This window comes from Mesorhizobium sp. M7A.F.Ca.US.010.02.1.1, assembly GCF_004023085.1.
GTDB lineage: Bacteria > Pseudomonadota > Alphaproteobacteria > Rhizobiales > Rhizobiaceae > Mesorhizobium.
Window position 1 is genome coordinate 143,966 of the sequence record NZ_RZRV01000007.1, and the last position, 18,066, is coordinate 162,031.

The 18,066-nt window shown below is 63.0% G+C and carries 20 protein-coding genes; 8 read left to right on the forward strand and 12 right to left on the reverse strand.

The window, feature by feature from the left end; genetic code table 11:
* The first annotated feature begins 20 nt into the window (after positions 1 to 20).
* Together tam and EOA19_RS10090 are read left to right on the forward strand one after the other, a co-directional pair.
* Positions 21 to 788 carry a trans-aconitate 2-methyltransferase gene (gene tam, locus EOA19_RS10085; protein ID WP_128303466.1) on the forward strand — a complete coding sequence of 256 codons (768 nt, stop codon included), beginning with the start codon at positions 21 to 23 and terminating at the stop codon, positions 786 to 788.
* A gap of 185 nt (positions 789 to 973) precedes the next feature.
* Positions 974 to 2,095: a beta-ketoacyl-ACP synthase III gene (locus tag EOA19_RS10090; RefSeq protein ID WP_128303467.1), complete on the forward strand. Its 1,122-nt coding sequence runs from the start codon at positions 974 to 976 to the stop codon at positions 2,093 to 2,095.
* 13 nt (positions 2,096 to 2,108) lie between these two features.
* On the opposite strand, the gene EOA19_RS10095 is transcribed toward EOA19_RS10090, so the two are convergent.
* Positions 2,109 to 2,288 carry a hypothetical protein gene (locus EOA19_RS10095; RefSeq protein WP_245486120.1) on the reverse strand — a complete coding sequence of 60 codons (180 nt, stop codon included), beginning with the start codon at positions 2,286 to 2,288 and terminating at the stop codon, positions 2,109 to 2,111.
* Between the two features lie 260 nt (positions 2,289 to 2,548).
* Here EOA19_RS10095 and EOA19_RS10100 point away from each other — a divergent pair, with 260 nt between their 5' ends.
* Entirely contained in the window at positions 2,549 to 3,166 is a 618-nt protein-coding gene (locus tag EOA19_RS10100; RefSeq protein WP_128303468.1) for an MOSC domain-containing protein, read from the forward strand.
* A gap of 46 nt (positions 3,167 to 3,212) precedes the next feature.
* Here EOA19_RS10100 and EOA19_RS10105 read toward each other — a convergent pair whose 3' ends face one another.
* Positions 3,213 to 4,052, reverse strand: coding sequence for an SDR family oxidoreductase (locus EOA19_RS10105; protein ID WP_128303469.1), 840 nt, complete (start codon positions 4,050 to 4,052; stop codon positions 3,213 to 3,215).
* A 132-nt stretch (positions 4,053 to 4,184) separates the two neighbouring features.
* A complete protein-coding gene (locus EOA19_RS10110) occupies positions 4,185 to 5,147 on the reverse strand; it encodes a D-amino acid aminotransferase (RefSeq protein WP_128303470.1) in 963 nt (320 codons plus the stop codon).
* A gap of 151 nt (positions 5,148 to 5,298) precedes the next feature.
* Here EOA19_RS10110 and EOA19_RS10115 point away from each other — a divergent pair, with 151 nt between their 5' ends.
* Entirely contained in the window at positions 5,299 to 5,802 is a 504-nt protein-coding gene (locus EOA19_RS10115) for a hypothetical protein (RefSeq protein WP_128303471.1), read from the forward strand.
* Positions 5,803 to 5,815: 13 nt separating this feature from the next.
* Here EOA19_RS10115 and EOA19_RS10120 read toward each other — a convergent pair whose 3' ends face one another.
* Together EOA19_RS10120 and tsaA are read right to left on the reverse strand one after the other, a co-directional pair.
* Positions 5,816 to 6,127 (reverse strand): DUF2293 domain-containing protein, encoded by a 312-nt coding sequence (locus tag EOA19_RS10120; RefSeq protein WP_128303472.1) that lies wholly within the window; start codon positions 6,125 to 6,127, stop codon positions 5,816 to 5,818.
* Positions 6,124 to 6,663 (reverse strand): tRNA (N6-threonylcarbamoyladenosine(37)-N6)-methyltransferase TrmO, encoded by a 540-nt coding sequence (gene tsaA / locus EOA19_RS10125; RefSeq protein WP_128303473.1) that lies wholly within the window; start codon positions 6,661 to 6,663, stop codon positions 6,124 to 6,126. The genes EOA19_RS10120 and tsaA overlap by 4 nt, the downstream gene beginning before the upstream one ends.
* Before the next feature lie 122 nt (positions 6,664 to 6,785).
* On the opposite strand from tsaA, the gene EOA19_RS10130 reads away from it, so the two are divergent.
* Together EOA19_RS10130 and metF are read left to right on the forward strand one after the other, a co-directional pair.
* A complete protein-coding gene (locus tag EOA19_RS10130) occupies positions 6,786 to 7,808 on the forward strand; it encodes a metalloregulator ArsR/SmtB family transcription factor (protein ID WP_128303474.1) in 1,023 nt (340 codons plus the stop codon).
* Positions 7,805 to 8,722, forward strand: coding sequence for a methylenetetrahydrofolate reductase [NAD(P)H] (gene metF / locus EOA19_RS10135; RefSeq protein ID WP_128303475.1), 918 nt, complete (start codon positions 7,805 to 7,807; stop codon positions 8,720 to 8,722). Before EOA19_RS10130 ends, metF begins: the two co-directional genes overlap by 4 nt.
* Before the next feature lie 467 nt (positions 8,723 to 9,189).
* Here metF and EOA19_RS10140 read toward each other — a convergent pair whose 3' ends face one another.
* Positions 9,190 to 10,107 carry a DMT family transporter gene (locus EOA19_RS10140; protein WP_128303476.1) on the reverse strand — a complete coding sequence of 306 codons (918 nt, stop codon included), beginning with the start codon at positions 10,105 to 10,107 and terminating at the stop codon, positions 9,190 to 9,192.
* 209 nt (positions 10,108 to 10,316) lie between these two features.
* Between EOA19_RS10140 and EOA19_RS10145 the strand changes: the two genes are divergently transcribed.
* Positions 10,317 to 11,537: an alanine racemase gene (locus EOA19_RS10145; protein ID WP_013530936.1), complete on the forward strand. Its 1,221-nt coding sequence runs from the start codon at positions 10,317 to 10,319 to the stop codon at positions 11,535 to 11,537.
* Between the two features lie 81 nt (positions 11,538 to 11,618).
* Here EOA19_RS10145 and EOA19_RS10150 read toward each other — a convergent pair whose 3' ends face one another.
* Together EOA19_RS10150 and EOA19_RS10155 are read right to left on the reverse strand one after the other, a co-directional pair.
* Complete coding sequence (locus tag EOA19_RS10150; protein ID WP_128303477.1) at positions 11,619 to 12,800, reverse strand: lytic murein transglycosylase; 1,182 nt, start codon at positions 12,798 to 12,800, stop codon at positions 11,619 to 11,621.
* Positions 12,801 to 12,923: 123 nt separating this feature from the next.
* Positions 12,924 to 13,724, reverse strand: a complete 801-nt coding sequence (locus EOA19_RS10155; RefSeq protein WP_127296027.1) for a GH25 family lysozyme — start codon at positions 13,722 to 13,724, stop codon at positions 12,924 to 12,926.
* A 229-nt stretch (positions 13,725 to 13,953) separates the two neighbouring features.
* Here EOA19_RS10155 and EOA19_RS10160 point away from each other — a divergent pair, with 229 nt between their 5' ends.
* A complete protein-coding gene (locus tag EOA19_RS10160) occupies positions 13,954 to 15,333 on the forward strand; it encodes a serine hydrolase (RefSeq protein ID WP_128303478.1) in 1,380 nt (459 codons plus the stop codon).
* Between the two features lie 22 nt (positions 15,334 to 15,355).
* On the opposite strand, the gene EOA19_RS10165 is transcribed toward EOA19_RS10160, so the two are convergent.
* From EOA19_RS10165 to EOA19_RS10180, 4 genes are all read right to left on the reverse strand, one after another.
* On the reverse strand, positions 15,356 to 15,664 hold the full coding sequence (locus EOA19_RS10165) for a HigA family addiction module antitoxin (RefSeq protein WP_023813159.1): 309 nt from the start codon (positions 15,662 to 15,664) through the stop codon (positions 15,356 to 15,358).
* A gap of 9 nt (positions 15,665 to 15,673) precedes the next feature.
* A complete protein-coding gene (locus EOA19_RS10170; protein ID WP_128303479.1) occupies positions 15,674 to 15,970 on the reverse strand; it encodes a type II toxin-antitoxin system RelE/ParE family toxin in 297 nt (98 codons plus the stop codon).
* A gap of 110 nt (positions 15,971 to 16,080) precedes the next feature.
* Positions 16,081 to 16,746, reverse strand: coding sequence for a class I SAM-dependent methyltransferase (locus EOA19_RS10175; RefSeq protein ID WP_128303480.1), 666 nt, complete (start codon positions 16,744 to 16,746; stop codon positions 16,081 to 16,083).
* Positions 16,743 to 18,041, reverse strand: a complete 1,299-nt coding sequence (locus EOA19_RS10180) for a DUF3419 family protein (RefSeq protein ID WP_128303481.1) — start codon at positions 18,039 to 18,041, stop codon at positions 16,743 to 16,745. Before EOA19_RS10180 ends, EOA19_RS10175 begins: the two co-directional genes overlap by 4 nt.
* Between the last annotated feature and the right edge of the window lie 25 nt (positions 18,042 to 18,066).

Genomic DNA, 18,066 nt, shown 5'->3' on the forward strand with positions numbered 1-18,066 from the left:
AGAAGACGTGAGGAGTTCACATGGCTGATTGGTCCGCCGCCCAATATCTGAAATTCGAGGACGAGCGCACGCGGCCCGCGCGAGACCTGGTGGCACAGGTGCCAGTGGACTTCCCGCGCCGGGTCGTCGACATCGGCTGCGGGCCGGGCAACTCGACCGAGCTGCTCGTCGAGCGCTGGCCGGATGCGCAGGTGAGCGGCTTCGACACTTCGCCCGACATGATCGAGAAGGCGAGGGCGCGTCTGCCCGAGGTCACCTTTGATCTGGCCGATGCCTCCAAATGGCAGCCGGCGGAGCCGGTCGACGTGATCTTCGCCAATGCGGTGTTCCAGTGGCTGCCCGAGCATCCCGCTGTGTTCCAGCGGCTGATGGGTTTTCTTGCGCCAGGCGGCGCGCTGGCCATCCAGATGCCCGACAATATGGGCGAGGACTCGCACCGCCTGATGCGTGAAACCGCCGCCGAAATGCCGTTTGCCGAAAAGCTCAAGGGCGCGGCACGCGGCCCGCTGCAGCCGGTGTCGTTCTATTATGACCTGCTGTCGCCGCTCAGCGATCGGCTGGATATCTGGCACACCATCTACAACCACCCGCTTGCCGATGCGCAGGCGATCGTCGAATGGGTGAAATCGACGGGCTTGAAACCGTTCCTCGATCCGCTGGGCGCCGACGAGCGGACGATGTTCCTCGACAGCTACACGGCCAGGATCGCCAAGGCCTATCCGAAGACGGCAAGCGGCAAGGTGCTTTTGCGCTTTCCGCGCATTTTCATTGTCGCAAAACGAGCTTGATTATCCGTGTTGCGCGGCGTCTTAGGGCCGCTTGGCTTTGCCTGTGGCCATGTCGAGGATCGGCTTAAGTCGGCCCAGATCTTTGGTTTAAGCCGGCGTAAACCGCCTCGGTGAGAAAACTGTTGCGTCGGAGCATTCCGGCGCCCACATGAAGCCGCAGCGCCTGCGGATGGGACGGACTGGACATGCATCGCGTCATCATCAGCGGCATCGGCGTTGAAATCCCCGAGCCCACAATCACCAATGAAGAACTGGTCGCCAGCTTCAATGCCTGGGTCGACCTGGAAAACGCGCGTCGCCTGGATACTGGCGAGCCGCCGCTGCCGAAATCGGACAGCGACTTCATCGTCCACGCCTCGGGCGTGCGCACCCGCCATGTCATCGAGCGCGAGGGCATTCTCGATCCGACCCGGATGGCGCCGCGCATTCCGGCGCGGCCCGACGACGCGCTGTCGCTGGAGGCGGAGTTCGGCATCGCCTCGGCGAAGAAGGCCCTCGACCACGCCGGGCTGCAGCCGTCGGATATCGACCTGGTGATCTGCTCGGCCTCGCATCACCAGCGGCCCTATCCGGCGATCGCCATTGAAATGCAGGAGGCGTTGGGGACGAAGGGCGCCGGCTTCGACATGGGGCTTGGCTGTTCCTCGGCCGCGGCCGCCTTGCACGTTGCCGTCAACCTGGTGCGGTCGGGCGCGCACAAACGCATCCTGGTGACGACGCCGGAGATCATCACCGGGCATCTCAATTTCCGCGACCGGCAGACGCATTTCATCTTCGGCGACGCTTCGGTGTCGATGGTGGTCGAAGGCCTGGCCAAGGGCGACAAGCGGCCGGGGCGCTTCGAGGTGCTCGACACGCGCGTCTGGACGCAGATGTCGAACAACATCCGCACCAATCTGGGCTATCACACCCGCACCGCCCAGGAAGATCCTTACATGATCAACCTGGAAGGCAATCTGATCAAGCAGGTCGGCAACAAGGTGTTCAAGGAAGTCACCGTCGCCGGGCAAAAATTCATCGTCGAATTCCTCGCCGAGCACGGGCTGACGCCGCAGGCGATCAGGCGCTTCTGGCTGCATCAGGCCAATGCGCGCATGAATGCGATGATCCTGAAACTGTCGTTCGGCCACGAAGTCGACCACGACCGCGCGCCGATGGTGCTGGAGCGGCTGGGCAACACGGCGGGCGCCGGCGCCATCGTCGCGCTGTCGGAGAACCACGCCGACATGAAGCCCGGCGATTTCGGCCTGATCTGCGCCTTTGGCGCGGGGTATTCGATAGGCGGCGCGCTTCTCAGGATGCTGTAGAGAGCTATTCGTGTCAGACCGGTGCGAACGGCACCAGCATCGGCACCCGTCTGATATAGTCGTCATAGGCGCTGCCCAACTCGTCGTGCAGGAAACTCTCTTCCAGTCTTGCCTTCGTCACGATGCCGATGATGAGCGATGCGAGACCTCGATACCGGGCCTCCGCCCTTGAATCCGGCGCGCTGCTGGGCATGGGCGGACCATATGGCGGCGGACCAGACACCATCCAACCAAAGCAACGTGATTGCCGTCACGGGTCGCATGATCGGCCTCCGTGAATTGTCTGGACGTCACCATGAACGGCACGTCGGTAATGCGCCATCACATCGATGACAGGTAAGAAATGCGTGATCGCCATCATATCGATGGTGTTGATCGGACAATCAGTACTTTCGACTGGACGCCTCGAAGTCCGCCCGGCTACTTCGCTGGATGACGAAAGGAAAGAACGCCATGTTGGATCTCTTCCCCGAGGCAGAAAAGCCGGTTGAAATCATCCCCGCGCGAAAGCTTGCCGCCAGGGCGGCAGCGCTTTACGTGGCGCCGGCGGATCATTTTCAGACCCGCCCGGTGGACGAATTGCGGCTGGGTTTCGACGGCATTTCAGGCGACTTCCATGCCGGACCGACACGGCGCTCGGGCGGGCGCGAGCCCTGGTATCCGCGCGGCACGGAAATACGCAACGAACGGCAATTGTCCATCGTGGCGGCGGACGAGCTGGCGGTTGTCGCCGAACGCATGGGCCTGGCCGAGATCAGGCCGGAGTGGATCGGCGCCAATCTTGTGATCGAAGGGGTGCCGAACCTCTCGATGCTGCCGGCCGGCACGCTGCTGTTCTTCAAGGGGGGCGTCACCATCAAGGTCGACGCACAGAACGGCCCGTGCCGCATCGCCGGCCGGTCGATCGCCGAAAACGCCGGATTGGCCGACGTCGAAGCCGGCGCGCTACTGTTCCCAAAAATGGCGAAGCGGCTGCGCGGCGTCGTCGCCTGGGTCGAGAAGCCGGGAACGGTCAAGACCGGCGAAGAGATTTCGGTGCGCGTGCCGGAACAGTGGATCTATAAAGCCTGAGGCGAGCTACGCCGCCCATGGAGCGGCGTAGCAAGAGTGCTGGACTTCAGCCCTTGCGGTTCTTCTTGGCGCCTTGCGCCATGATGGAGACGTCGTCCCACTTCTCCCAGCTGGCGATGCGGTTGGCGTATTCCTGTTTGATCATCGGCAGGCCGCCGTCGCCGAAGAACACCCTGAGCGGCGGCTCGGCGGCATCGACAATGGCCAGCATGGCCGGCCCGGTGGCCTCTGGATCGCCGGCGACTGAATTGGCGCGGCGCTCCGTCATCTTGGCACGGGCCGGTGCATAGGCCTCGATCGGTTGGGACACCTTGGCCGACGGGCCGGCCCAGTCGGTGGAGAAACCGCCGGGTTCGACCAGCGTCACATGGATGCCGAATTCCGCGACCTCGATGCTCAGCGACTGGCTGAAGGCCTCCAGCGCCCATTTCGAGGCGTGGTAGAGGCCGAGCGAGGCAAAGGCATTGACGCCGCCGATCGACGAGATCTGGATGATGTGGCCGAAATGCTGTGCCCGCATGATCGGCAGTGCGGCCTGAGTGACCCACAGCGCGCCGAAGACATTGGTTTCGATCTGGTCGCGTGCTTCCTGTTCGCTGACCTCCTCGATGGCGCCGAAATGGCCGTAGCCGGCATTGTTGATGACGACGTCGAGCCGGCCAAAGCGCTTGTGCGCTTCGGCGACAGCGGCATCGACGGCTTTCTTGTCTGTGACGTCGAGCTTTATCGCGGCAATCCTGTCGCCGTATTTCTGGACGAGATCGGCGAGCGTGCCGGCGTCGCGGGCAGTCGCCGCGACGCTGTCGCCACGCGCGAGTGCCGCCTCGGCCCAGACGCGGCCAAAGCCCTTCGACGATCCGGTGATGAACCAAACCTTGTTTGTCATGATCTTGGAGTCCTTGCCCCTGCGGGCGTGATTTTTGGGTGAAAGCGGAGGCTTCTCCGCTTTCGGGCATATACGGTCGATCCTCTGATTTTCCAGAGCCGACGGGAATGTTTTGAAAAGACCCCTGAATTATCAGGGATAATTCACCTGGGACGACCAGGCCGCGTCATCGTGCTTTTGCCAGTAGCGCGCCATCAGCCGGCTGGTGATCGCGCCGACCTTGCCGTCGGCGATCCGAACACCGTCGATCTCCATCACCGGCATGATGCCGCCTGCGGTCGAGGTGATGAAAACCTCGTCTGCCTCGTGCAATGCGGCAACGCTGACATCGGTGGCGGTGGCTGCAAGACCTTCTTCGGCGCACAGATCAAAGACAGTGCGGCGGGTGATGCCGGGCAGCACACCGATGGAAGGCGTCGACAGTTTGCCATCCTTGACGCAGAAGACGTTGAAGCCCGGGCCTTCGGCGACATTGCCGTTGAAGTCCAGAAGCAACGCAGTCTCGGCGCCGCGATCATAGGCATCGTAGAGGCCGCGCACCAGATCGAGCCAGTGGTAGTTCTTGATCGCCGGGTCGATCGAGGCCGGTGGAATGCGCACCTTGTCGCTGATGGCGACACGCAGGCCGCGCTGCAATTGCTCGGCATTGGCGACCGAGCCGAAAGGCACGGCGAACGCCATGAAGCGGTTGACCGCCTGGCGCGGGTCGCGGCTGAAGGTCGGCGAGGCGCCGCGCGTGCACAGCATTTCGACATAGGCGGCGCGATGACCGGACAGCGCCACACAATTGTGCAGGATTTCGGTCACGCCGTCGCGATCGAAGGGGATGGTCATGCGCAGCTTGTCCAGCCCGCCGAAGAAGCGGTCGAGATGCAGGTCGAGGCGGAAGAAGCGACCGTTCCAGACATGCACGGTGTCGTAAGTGGCATCGGAATGCAGAAAACCCCAGTCCAGCACCGAGACCTTGGCTTGCGACATCGGCAGGTATTGGTCGTCGAGGAAAGCGACGCCCTCGGGGTAGGAGTGCGGGTCGACATGGCGGTCGCCAACCAGGGGCAGTTGCTTCTCGTCCTGTGTTGCCATCGTCCGGCTCATTGGGGCCTCCTGTCGCGCAAGGCGAGAGGCTAGCGGCGCCAGACAGAAGGCATAGAGCCACCCGCCCGACGCTGTTCGGCCTCCATCATGATCTGGCCGATACATTCGATCGCAATTGCCCTATCATTCCGGGTCTGAACGGGAGGGGAAGATGGGCAGGCTCGGGGCCGTCATAGCAGCCATGATGATGTTCGCCGCCGCGGGCGAAGCCAGCGCCCAGTGCGCGCGCGAAGGCGAGGAACTGTGCCAGAGCGGCCAGACCTATCGCTGCGGGAAAACCGGCAGCGAATTGACGCCGATCTTCCAGAACTTGCCCTGCGCGGTGAATGTGCCGTCGCTGAGCGGCACCTGGGTCGGCAGCGGCCACCAGAGCCCGGCCGGCGATGCCGGAGCTGATTGGGCGATCGCCATGACGATCAACGATGGCGGTGCGTCGATCGACTATCCGTCGCTCGGCTGCGGCGGATCCCTGTCGCAGACATCAAGGGACGACACATCGGCGGAATACCACGAGAGCATCACTTACGGGCAGGATAAGTGCATCGACGGCGGCAACATCACCGTCAGGTTTTACAAGGGCAATCTGTCCTGGACGTGGGTCGGCCAGGCCGATGGCCAGCCCTACAATGCAGTCGCCGTTCTGAAGCGGCAATAACGGTTCTGCCGCCTCATTCCTCGTCGTCGGCGTCGAGCAGGCGTGTCGCGCGCCAGCGGGTGAGCACGATGTTGGTCTGCTCGATGACGAAGAAACGCGCCGAGTCGCGATCGTAACCTTCACTCAGCAGCTTTTCGTAGTCGGTATGCATGTGGCGGATATGGGCAATGGTCGCCAGCCATACGGCGATGCCCGGCGGCAGGGTCTTCATGTGAACCGCGCCGGCGTCGGTGCGGATCTTCTCCATATCGGCATAGGGCGCCAGCGGCAGAAGTGCGGTCAGCGCCTTGGCGATGGCGCGGCGGCGGCCGGTCGGCGCTGTCATCGCCGGATCCCATTGGGCTCGTCGCGCCCTTCGATGGTCGCCTCTGATATGGCGTCGGTCGAGGCGAAATAGGGTTTTAGGTCGATGACCGGCGTGCCGTCGAGCACGTCGATGGCGTCGAGATCGATGCGGCCGGTTTCGATGTTGACGGCAATCAGCCTGGCGATGTGCAGCCCGATGGGGTTCGGGCGGGCAGGGGAGCGCAGCGCAAATACACCTTTCGCTTCAACAGCATGGCGCGGTTTCTGCACAATCAGAGTCCGCGGCGCATGATGCAGCCAGGATAGGATGATGACGTGGCTGGCGCGCTCCAGCCCCTGCAGGCCCCTTCGGTAGGGCGCGTCGATGGTCAGCACCGCCTTCTGTCCGGTCTCGCGCGCGACGCGCATGTTCTTCGGGCAGGTTTCGCGCGTCGTCCACGGCGAGGCAATGCGGCCGATGAAGACGATGCCGCCATCAGGCGGCATCAGGGCCGGATCGTTTTCCAGCCTCTGCTCCCCTTCGCGCGCCTCGAACATCTCACGCGTTTCAGTCATGGCCCGCGTCTCTTAAAACGCCACACGAGCGGCATTTTCTGGTCCGGAAGCGACATAGCGCTTGCAAGGTTTCGAAAACCGACATAAACATATGTTTATATCTTTTCAAAGAGAATACGCTGATGCATGTCTCGCTCGACACCATGGTTGACACATTGAAGGCGGCGGCCGAATCCAGCCGATTGCGCATACTGGCACTTCTGTCGCGCGGCGACCTCACGGTTTCCGATCTTACCGAAATTCTCGGCCAGTCGCAGCCGCGCGTTTCGCGTCACCTGAAGCTCTTGCTGGAGGCCGGGCTGATCGGCCGCTACCAGGAAGGGTCCTGGGCCTTCTTCCGTCTGTCGGATGCGGATTCAGCGCGTGACTTCGTCATGGGACTGGTTTCCGGCATTCGCGGCGCCGATCCGCAGGTCGAGCGCGATCTTGAGCGTCTGGCCTCGGTCAAGCGCAAGCGGCAGGACCGCGCGGTCGCGTATTTTTCGGTGAATGCGGCAAGCTGGGACCATATCCGCTCGCTGCATGTGCCGGACCGCGCCGTCGAAGCCGCAATGTTGAAGCTGGTGGGCAAGCGGCCGTTCCAGTCGATGCTGGATCTCGGCACCGGCACCGGGCGGCTGCTTGAAATCTTCTCGCCGCTTTATCGGCGCGGTGTCGGCATCGACATGTCGCGCGAGATGCTGACCGTGGCGCGCGCCAATCTCGACAAGGCCGGGGTTTCGAACGCACAGGTTCGGCAGGGCGACATCTTCGCACCGCCGGTCGAGCGCGATGCCTTCGATCTCGTCACCATCCATCAGGTGCTGCACTATCTCGACGATCCCGCCCGCGCCATCCACGAGGCGGCGCGGCTTTTGCGTCCGGCCGGACGCCTTGTCATCGTCGATTTCGCGCCGCATGCGCTGGAATTCCTGCGCGAGGAGCACGCGCATATGCGGCTCGGTTTTTCCGACCGGCAGATCGCCGACTGGTTTTCGGAAGCCGGCCTCGATCTTGAAGACAGTCAGGAATTCGAGCCGCGCGGCGGCAACGAGGCTAGGCTCACCGTAAAACTCTGGCTTGGCCGCGACCGGCGCCTCTTGATCGCCGATCCTTCCAACGACACAAGGCAGGCCAAAGCGAACTCGATAGGGGAAATCGCATGAACCAGTTCCGCTTTTCCCGCCGCCCCGACATTGGCGACAAGGTCAGGGTTTCCTTCGAATTCTTCCCGCCGAAGACGGACGAGATGGAAGCGAGGCTGTGGGAGACGGTAACAAAGTTGGAGCCGCTGAAGCCGAAATTCGTCTCGGTGACCTACGGCGCCGGCGGCTCGACGCGGGAGCGTACCGCGCGCACTGTAAAGCGCATCCTGACGGAAACCGGTATTCCTGCAGCGGCGCATCTGACCTGCGTCGGTGCAACACGCGACGAGGTCGACGCGGTCATCCAGGATTACAGGTCGATCGGCATCAACCGGTTCGTGGCGCTGCGCGGCGACCCGGCCTCCGGCGTCGGCGAACCGTATCGGCCGCATCCCGGTGGCTACGAGAACGGCGCGGAGCTGGTCGCCGGGCTCAAGGCAATCGCGGACTTCGACATCTCCGTCGCGGCTTATCCGGAAAAGCATCCGCAAAGTCCCGATTTCGCCACCGACATCGAGATGCTGAAGCGCAAGGTCGACAATGGCGCGACGCGCGCCATCACCCAGTTCTTCTTCGACAATGATCTCTACGAGCGCTATGTCGAGCGCGTCCGCCGCGCCGGCATCTACATCCCGATCGTGCCGGGAATCCAGCCGGTTCACAGTTTCAGGCAGGTCGCGAACTTTTCCGCCAGGGCGGGCGCGCATGTGCCCGGCTGGCTGGCGGAGCGTTTCGAAGGCCTTGACCTGGACCCGCAGACGCATGCGCTGGTGGCGTCGGCGGTGGCAGCCGAACAGGTGATGGACCTGGTCGAGCGCGGTGTCGGCGATTTCCACTTCTACACCATGAACCGCGCCGATCTGGTCTTTGCCATCTGCCATATGATCGGCATCCGCTCGCACGAGGCGGCGGCGGCCGGATCAGCCGCGGCTTGAGGTCGGGTTCAAACAAAAGGCCGGGAAAAACCCGGCCTTTTGAATTGGTTGGACTATTTGCTGGTCTTCCCCGCTTTGGCGGTCAGGGAAGGAAGCCCATAATAAGGGCTCCGATAAAGGCGAACGCAGCACAGATCATCAATGCGTTGATAGGCCTCGTAAGTCCCATGACATAGCCTCCTCTTAAAGAGCTATGTCATGGAGTCTAGGTTCATTTGTGCCACAGGCAAGCGGAAAATGTGCTGCATTGCGACGTGATTGTGAAATCCGCGACATGTCTTTTGCCGTTAGGCTTTGAAACTTCTAGGCAAAAACCGGCTTCAGACCTGTGAATAAAATGTGGCCCGCTCGTGTCGCTGCTGTGTTATGGCAGCGCTACCCCCGCGAAAGCCGAATTCGGCTTTCGCGATGCGGGGGCAATTAGGCGGTTAGAGCATTCTTTGCGCGTCCAGTGGACGCGCGGCGCTCTAACGTCGGCCGAACAACCGCCCGTCAATGGTGACGAGGCCGAGCGCGATCAGCACCACGCCGCCGATTTCGAACAGCTCCAGCCGCTCGCCAAGGAACAGGAAGCCGAGCAGCATGGCGCTGGCCGGCACGACAAGCGTGACCAGCGAGGCGTTGGTCGCGCCGGCCGAAGCGACGAGGTTGAAATAGAGGATGTAGGCGAAGGCGGTGGACAGAAGCGCCAGCGCCAGCACCGCCGCCCAGACTGGTGGTGAGGCCGAGAACAGGCCGGATGGACCGTGGGTGAAGAGCACGATCGGGATCATGATGATGGTCGACGCCGTCAACTGTCCGGTAGCGATGACCGGTGATGGCACGCCCCTGAAGCGGCGGGCGACCATCAGCGCAATACCGTAGGACAGCGAAGCGCCGTTCAGCGCGAATTTGGCCCAGACCGGGCCGCCGAGCCCAGCAAGCAGGCCGGGGCCGATCATGACGGCCGTGCCGGCGATGCCGAGCGCAATGCCGGCGAGCTTGTTCCAGGAGAGCTTTTCGTCGGATGTCAGCGCGTTGGCGAGGATCAGCGTCCAGAATGGCGTCGTCGCGTTGAGCACCGAGGCGATGCCGGCGCCAAGCTCCGTCTGGCCGGCGAAGATCAGCGAGAAGGGCACGACATTGTTGGTGAGCGCCAGCAGGAAGAACAGGCCTGCATGCGGAAGCGCGAGGCGGAAGGACGGACCGCGCAGGCCGAGATAGATCTGCAGTGCGATCGCGGCGATGGCGACGCGAAACAGCACCAGCACCAGCGGGGGGAGTTCCGCCACCGCGATGCGCGCAAAGAAGAACGAGCCGCCCCAGATCGCGCCGAGCAGCAGGAGTTGCCCCCAATCCTTGAGCACCATCGGCCCGCGTGGTGCGGATGTCGCGGCCATTGCCATGTGAGTCGCCCTCCCAGACTGCCTGAATGCCAGTCACTCAGGCAGAAGCCATATCGGCGCCAGTGACAAGGGCCACCCGAAACCTGATCGCTGGCAAACGTTGCTGGCAAAGACCTAGCGCCGCTGCGTCAGCCGCACGAGACACAGAATTGTTTTCATTAGCCGCTAGCTTGGATTAATTGTGCGCAGGCTAGGTCAAGGATTCGTCGATGCAGCGATTCGAAAATGCCCGCGAGGCGGCACTGGCGCTTCGTCCGGACGATCCGGTCTATTGCTTCCGCCCGCAAGTGCTGATGGCGGATGCCAGGCAGTTCATGGGCATGTTCCCCGGCAAGACCGCCTATGCGGTCAAGACCAATGGCGAGCAGATCGTGCTGAAGACCCTGGTCGAAGCCGGTGTCAAGGCTTTCGACGTCGCTTCGCCGGGCGAGTTCGCCGCCGTGCGCGCGGTCTCTCCGGATGCCGAGATGCTCTACATGCATCCGGTCAAGGCGCAGTCGGACATCAAGCTGGCGCTGGAGAAATACGCCATCCGCGTCATTTCGCTGGATCACGAGGACGAGATCACCAAGCTGACGCGAGTGGTGCGGGCGCTCGACATCGATCCGGGCTCGATCAGCGTGTTCGTGCGGGTGCAGACCAAGGGGCATGCCGCCTACGAATTGTCGAAGAAGTTCGGCGCCGGGCCGGCCTATGCGGTCGAACTGGCCGAGCGGCTCAACCGCACCGGCTACAAGGTTGGTCTGTGTTTCCATGTCGGCAGTCAGATCGAGGATCCCGACACCTATGAGCGGGCGCTGGCTTCCGCCGATTGGGTGCGCAACCGGCTGACCTTCGATATTGCAGGGCTCGACGTCGGCGGCGGTTTCCCCGCCGAATACGGCCACGATCCCAACCGCAAGCAGATCGAGATGCCGTCGCTCGGCCAGATCATGTCGCGGCTTTCGGGCGATCTGAAAGAGTATCAGTTCGACCAGATGCCGCTGGTGGCCGAGCCGGGCAGGGTGATCGTGGCGCGCTGCCTGTCGCTGATCGTGCGGGTGCTGCTGCGCAAGGGCAAGCGGCTTTACATCAATGACGGCATCTGGGCGTCGCTGTCGGATTCATGGACCGGCAAGATCACGCTGCCGGCCCGCTTCATTCCCGATCCTGCGATCCGCTCGCGCAATGGCGAGGAGAAGAACATCGTGCCGTTCAAGGTCTGCGGCGCGACCTGCGATTCCGTCGACATCCTGTCGCGGCCATTCTGGCTGCCGGAAACGGTCGATACCGGCGACTGGATCGAGATCGGCCATATCGGCGCCTATTCGCTGTCGCTGAGGACCCGATTCAACGGGTTTTACCCCGACACCTTCGTCGAGGTGACGACGCCGTTCGACGAGGGCGACGCGCCGCAGGGGTTTGCGAGTCTGGAGACGATGGCGGATTAGGGAATAGGGAATAGGGAATAGGGGTGGCAGGCACGGCTTTCGGAGTAATTTTCTACTGCCTACTGCCTACTGCCTACTGCCCTAAAATTTCCCCAATAGCTCCGGCGTCGGCCAGCCATCCACCGGCAGGCCTAGCCGCATCTGCTCCTTGCGGATCGCCTCGCGGGTGTTGGTACCCAAAATGCCGTCGACAGTGCCGACATCGTAGCCCCTGGCTTCCAGCTTGGTCTGCAACGCCTTCATCTGCTCGTTGTTGAGGCCGGTTTCGGGATTGCGCGGGTCGAGCGGCGGCGCGCCTGCGAGTCGTGCGGCAAGGTTGGCTGCCGTCAGCGCATAGGTGAAGGACTGGTTCCATTCGAGATAGACGTCGAAATTGTCGTAGGTGAGGAAGGCAGGCCCCTTGCGGCCCATCGGCAGCGCCAGGCCTGCTTTCAGGCCGTTGTCGACCAGCGGCGCGCCGCTAGGGTAGGTGACGCCCCATTGCGCCCACTGCGACAGCGGCAGCTTGTTGGTGCGGCCGGTCTGGTCCCACGGCATGTCTTCGGGCGCGCGGACTTCCTGGATCCAGGGCTGGTCGCGTTTCCAGCCGCGCGACAGCACTTTGTTGGCGGTGGTCATGATCACATCGGGCACGCTGCCGCGCAGGTCGATCTTGCCGTCGCCGTCGCCGTCGACGCCGCGTGCCAGATAGTCGGAGGGCAGGATCTGCGTCTGGCCGATCTCGCCGGCCCAGGCGCCCCTGACATCGGCCGGCAGCACGCCGCGATCGATCAGCTCCAGAAGCGGCACCAGCTGCTGCCGGAAGAGCTGCGGCCGGCGGCAATCATGGGAAAGCGTCACCAGGGCGCTCAGCGTGTGGAAGTCGCCCTGCACGGCGCCGAAATCGGTCTCCAGCGCCCAGAAAGCGGCGATGATCGGCGCCTGGACGCCGAACTGCTGGTCGGCGCGGGCGAAGACGTCGGCGTATTTCTTCAGGTTTGCCGCACCTTGCTTCAGGCGATAGGCCGAGATCATGCGGTTGGAAAACTCGACAAAGGTTTGGGTGAAGACGCCCTGGGCGCGGTCGCGTGCCAACACCTTGTCGTCGAAGGTTGCCGCTCCAAGGGCGTCGAGACCCGCTGTACCTACGCCAGCCGCCTTGGCTTCCGCAGCGACGCCCTGCTTCCAGGATTCGAAGTCGCCGCCGCATTCCTGCGCCATCGCCGGCAAGGCCGTGGCGCACAGGGTCAGCGCAGCCGCGAGGACTTTGGAACGCAGTCGCATCAGCTTCCTCTCGAAACGAATAGCGGGCAGTTGTTGTGCTCCCCGGAAGCCCAACGCCCTGAATTACTGGCGGTTGCACTTTTCACCGCTGGCTGTGTCGAAAAGCAGGCGGCAGGCCCGGTGTCAACGGGTGTTCTGCCGCAGCCACTTGTTCCAGGTGGCTTCACTGCCGTTGAAGACGTTGATGTCGGCCTTGCCGGTCATACCCGGAATGATCCCGGTTCCGGTGTACTGCCAGAATGTGAAGGGGTGGCTGCCGTATTTCTCACGCGGATGGCCGGCGACGGAACGCAGCCAGTAGGGATAGCCGCGGAACCCCGCCAGCCCGTTGTCGTCGAAGAAGTCGACCGAGGTGTAGATGATCGGCTTTTTGCCGTAGTGCCGTTCGACGATCTCGAGGAAGGTGGTCATCTCCGCGCGCACCGTGGCGGCGTCGGGACGCAGCCTGCAGGTTGGCGACTGCGGGTTCCATTCCATGTCGAGGACGGGCGGCATTGCCGAGCGATCGACGGGGACGTTGCGGATGAACCAGCGCGCCTGCACGGCAGCCGGGGTGCAGAAATAGTAGAAGTGATAGGCGGCTCGCGGAATCCCGTTGGCCTTCGTGTGCGCCCAATGCTCGTTGAAGTATTCATCGAAGCGATCGCCGCCCTCGGTCGCCTTGATGAAGGCGAAGGAGATGCCGCTGGCCCTGGCCGCCGGCCAATCGACCGAGGTCTGGTATTTGGAAACATCGGTGCCGTGGACGGCATAGTTCCACGGCGCGCCGCTTTCCCATTCATGCGGTTTGGAATCGGCAAAGCGCGGCGCGCGCACGGCAACCGTCGGGCTGCTCGAAGCGGACGGCGACAGCGGCGAGAGATCGTCCACGGTCGAGCAGGCGCCAAGCAGCGTCAGCATGATGAGGCCCGCAAGACGGCGCATCGCAATTCCCGAGCCGGATTCAGCCGGTCGCTGATGGGTCTATACACTGATGGCCGGTTTTGTGATCGGGCCCCCTCCGAGCGATCGCCCCACAGCATCGCTCAGCATATCCTGTGATCGCCCATCATGGTTGATAATCCGTTGATGGCGCTCGACAAGCATTGTGATTTGCGGAAGCAATGGCGGCAAATCGATGACATAAGGGTCGCGCAGGGCCCGGAGGAAATAAATGCGGATCGTGGTCAAGATCGTCAAATGGCTGCTTGGCCTGATCGTTCTGGCGATCGCCGCCCTTTTTGCCTGGCTTTATATCGCGCCGCCGGAGTTGATCAGGGTCGGCTCGGGCTACTCGGCCAAGATCGTCTGTTCGAACGTCTTCATTGCCGGCCGCGATCCCAATGAGGTGCTTGCCGTCGACGTGCAGGCGCCCGGGCATCCCCTGCTGCGGCTAATGCGGGTTTCGGTGGACAAGAACAGGGGAACGGTGTCGGCGGGCCTGTTCGGCTTCCTCGGCAAGAGCATCGCCGTCGCCCGTGACGGGCTGGGCTGCGCTTCGGTTCCGGACGGCGATGTAGGCAAGGCGCGGCGGACCGCGATCCAAGCGGAGCCGTCGGCGGCCACCATGGGCGACCTGTGGCCGCAAGGCGAGCGCGTCGAGGCATCACAGGATCCGGTGATTGCCAAGCTGCTGGACGATGCGGCGCTGGCCGGCACCGGCATGCGCGCGGTGGTGGTGGTCAAGAATGGCCGCGTCGTCGGCGAGCGCTACGGCGATGGCTTTTCCGCCAAGACGCCGCTGCTCGGCTGGTCGATGACCAAGACGGTGAACGCCGCCATCGTCGGCACGCTGGTCAAGGACGGCAAGATGGCTTTCGACGACAAAAACCTGTTTGCGCCGTGGAAGGCGGACGGCCGCACTGCCATCCGCCTCGCCGACATGATGGCGATGTCGAGCGGGCTGGAGTTCAACGAGGATTATGGCGACGTCGCCGACGTCACGCGCATGCTCTATCTCGAACCTGACATGGCGGGCTTCGCCGAATCCAAGCCGCTGGCTGCAGAGGTCAGCAAACAGTTTTCCTATTCGAGCGGCACGGCGGTGATGCTGTCGCGCCTCTGGCAGGACGCGATCGGCGACAAGGCCAAGGCGCTGACGTGGCCTCGCACGGCGCTGTTCGAGCCGCTCGGCATGCACAGTGCGGTGCTCGAGACCGACGAGCAAGGCACCTTCGTCGGCTCATCCTATCTCTACGCGACTGCCCATGACTGGGCGCGCTTCGGCCAGTTCCTGCTGCAAAGCGGGGTGTGGAACGGCAACCAGATCCTGCCGGCCGGCTTCGTCGACTGGATGCGGGAGCCGGCAGCTGCCTCGAAAGTCTACGGCAAGGGCCAGTTGTGGATCGAGGCCCCTGGCGATGAGGAAAACCCCGGCGCCGGCGTCGCCGCAGGCCTGCCCAAGGACACCTACTGGATGGAAGGTCATGACGGGCAGACGGTAGCCATCATTCCCTCGGAGCAACTGGTGGTCGTGCGGCTGGGGCTAACGCCGGCCAAGCTCGGCTACCGGCCGCAGACGATGGTGGCGGCGTTAATCAAGGTGTTACATTAGACTAGCGCGCCGTAACTCTTGTCTATGCAGCTGTCGCCAAAGGCTTGGCGCGATCAACCCGCGCCCGCTCGTCGGGCGAGTTCATGACCTGCCAAAGATCGCTGCGGCGCTGTACGTTCAACCAGAAATCCGGGCTGTTGCCGAACACCCGTGCCAGAATGAGCGCGGTCGCCGCCGTCACGTTGCGGCGGTCGTTGCACAATTCGTTCACATGTTTGCGCTGGACCCCCATCGCCTCGGCCAAAGCTGCCTGCGTAAGGCCAAGCGGTTGCATGAATTCTTCCGTGAGAATTTCGCCAACCGTTGCTGGCTTGCGTGCGGTCATCAACATGTTCTCACCTCACTTATAGCTGTGGTCGTCGAGATAGATGTCCGACGCCTCACCGCGGCCGCCGTCCCAGCGGAAGATCAGCCGCCATTGCTTGTTGACGCGTATTGAATGGAAGCCTTCGAGAATGCCACGCAGCTTCTCGAAATGATTGCTGGGCGGCACACGCAAATCCTGATCGATCATCGCGTCGTCAATCATCTGGAGCTTGCAGAACAAACGGCTTTCGAGATCGGACGGAATGTTGCGAGAATGGGTGTCTTCCACGAAGAAGGCCCGCAGCCATTCATCCCTGAAGCCGATGATCACCACATGCTTCCATGCATGTGAGATAGTGTACCGCTCTCGGGGTCATAAGGCAACGTTTATCCAACGGATCGTGGCTGCTTCGCCTTTATGTGCCTTTCCCACGGCAATATTCAGGAAGTTATCTTGATAACCGCCAGCCAGGCATAGCCGCGATAAAGCGTGCGGAAACGGAAGCTTGCGCTGGTTCGCCGAGATTCCGATTCCAGCACTTCGCGCAACGATTCACGCGGCGCGACGTGGAATTTTTTCAGCCAGCCGCGCAGCAAGGTCCGGAACCAGCCGGGTAGGCCTTCCTGCTGGCCGAAATCGACGATGTGCAGCGAACCGTTCGGCGACAGGGCGGCAAGCGCTGCCGACACAGTTTTTTCCCAACCGGGGATCATCGACAGCGAATAGGACACGAAGACGCGATCGAAGCTATTGCGTCCGAACAGCGCCCTGGCATCGAATGCCGTGGCGTCGCCCTGGGCGAGCGTGACACGATCGAGCAGGCCCTCGCGGGCAATCGCGGCGCTGGCCGTCTCCAGCATTTCGGCTGAAATATCGAGGCCGAAGAAGCGGGCGTCGGGGTAGCGACGCGCGGCCAGGATGATGTTGCGGCCGGTGCCGCAGCCGAGTTCCAGCACGGTGCCGCCGGCGGGCACATCGAGCCCTGCGATCAGCCGGTCGCGGCCAAGCAGGTAGTATTTGCGGGTCAGGTCGTAGATGTGGCGCTGCCAGCGGTAGACGCCGTCCATCAATTCGGCATGGTTGGCCGGCAGCTCGGTCGTGCTCATGCCGCACGCTTCACGTAGAGGTGGAAGCCGCCATAGATGGCCGAGCGGTCGCGGGCCAAAAATTCGCGCGAAGCCTGGTCCTGATAGTCCCACTGGTCGAGCAGCGAGCTGGAGACTCGGCCCGGCAACAGGCTGGGTTCGGCGGCGGTGCGGAAGATCACGCGGGCGCCGGCCGATGCGGTGCGGGTGATTTCCGCCCACAGCGCGTTGAGCTGGTCATCGGTCATCCAGTCCTGAGCGTCGAGCAGGACGAAGCGGTCGACCGCGCCTGCGTCCTTGCCGGCGAGGAACTCGATCAGATTGGCATGGTGGATGGCGACGCGGTCGACATTGCCGCGAATGGTCTCGTAGTTCTGTTTTTCGAGATAGGCGGGAAGGGCAGCCTCGCCGGGGTTCGGATAGCGCCGGGCGAAGGCCTGCCAGGCGAAATAGTTGTTCTCCAGCGGAAAATCGCAAGCGAGCTTTTCCAGCCGGGCTTTCAGCACGCTGGCCATGGTGCCGTCGCCAGAAGTGATCAGCGAATCGTACTGCGCCGGCGGAATGCCGAGGCCGAACAGAGAGGCCTTGCGCGACGTCGCCCATTTCAAAAGCTTCTTGTCGAAGACCGGCGCCAACTCCTCGTTGAAGAAGCGGCGCTGCTCGCCGATGTTCTTGGCCTGCATGATGCCGGCAGGGTCGACGCCGAAGAATTTTGCCGTGCGGTGGCCCATGGCGATGAACAGGCCGAGCAGGCCGGTCTGGTAGAAATTGCGGTCGAACACAGTGATGCGACGGCGGCCGCGCCAGTTGCGGCGCTCCCAGTAGTGACGGCTGACCGGATCGAGATGCGGCGCGATGAAACGGTCATACGCTTTCGAATTGTGGCTGGTGTCGGCGGCGCCGAAGAAGCGGAACAGGTCGCCCTGCGATGGCAAATGGCGCACCGCCTCCAGCTTCATGCGGTTCAGCGCGATGTGCGCGGTGTTGAGGTCGACGGCGTCGACCCGGGCCGGCGAGCGCGTGAGGTAGGCCAGGATGTTGCAGCCGCCGGAGGCGATGGTGACGACGCGGTGGCCCTGGCCAAGCTGCATCGCCTCCATGTCGACATCGGGGTCTTCCCAGATCTGCGGATAGACGAGGCCGGAAAACAGGAAGGCGAACAGCCGCTCCGAAATGCCGGCCTTCGACAGCGGGCGGTTCTGGTAGACGGCCTTTCCAACTTCCTTGCCGCGGCGAAAAACCAGATCAGCGGAAACGTCCGTCATGGCAAGATGATTCCCCATTTGCTTTGCCGCAAGCGGGTAGCTCAGGGTCATGACAGGCCGGTGACAGCCTGTTGAC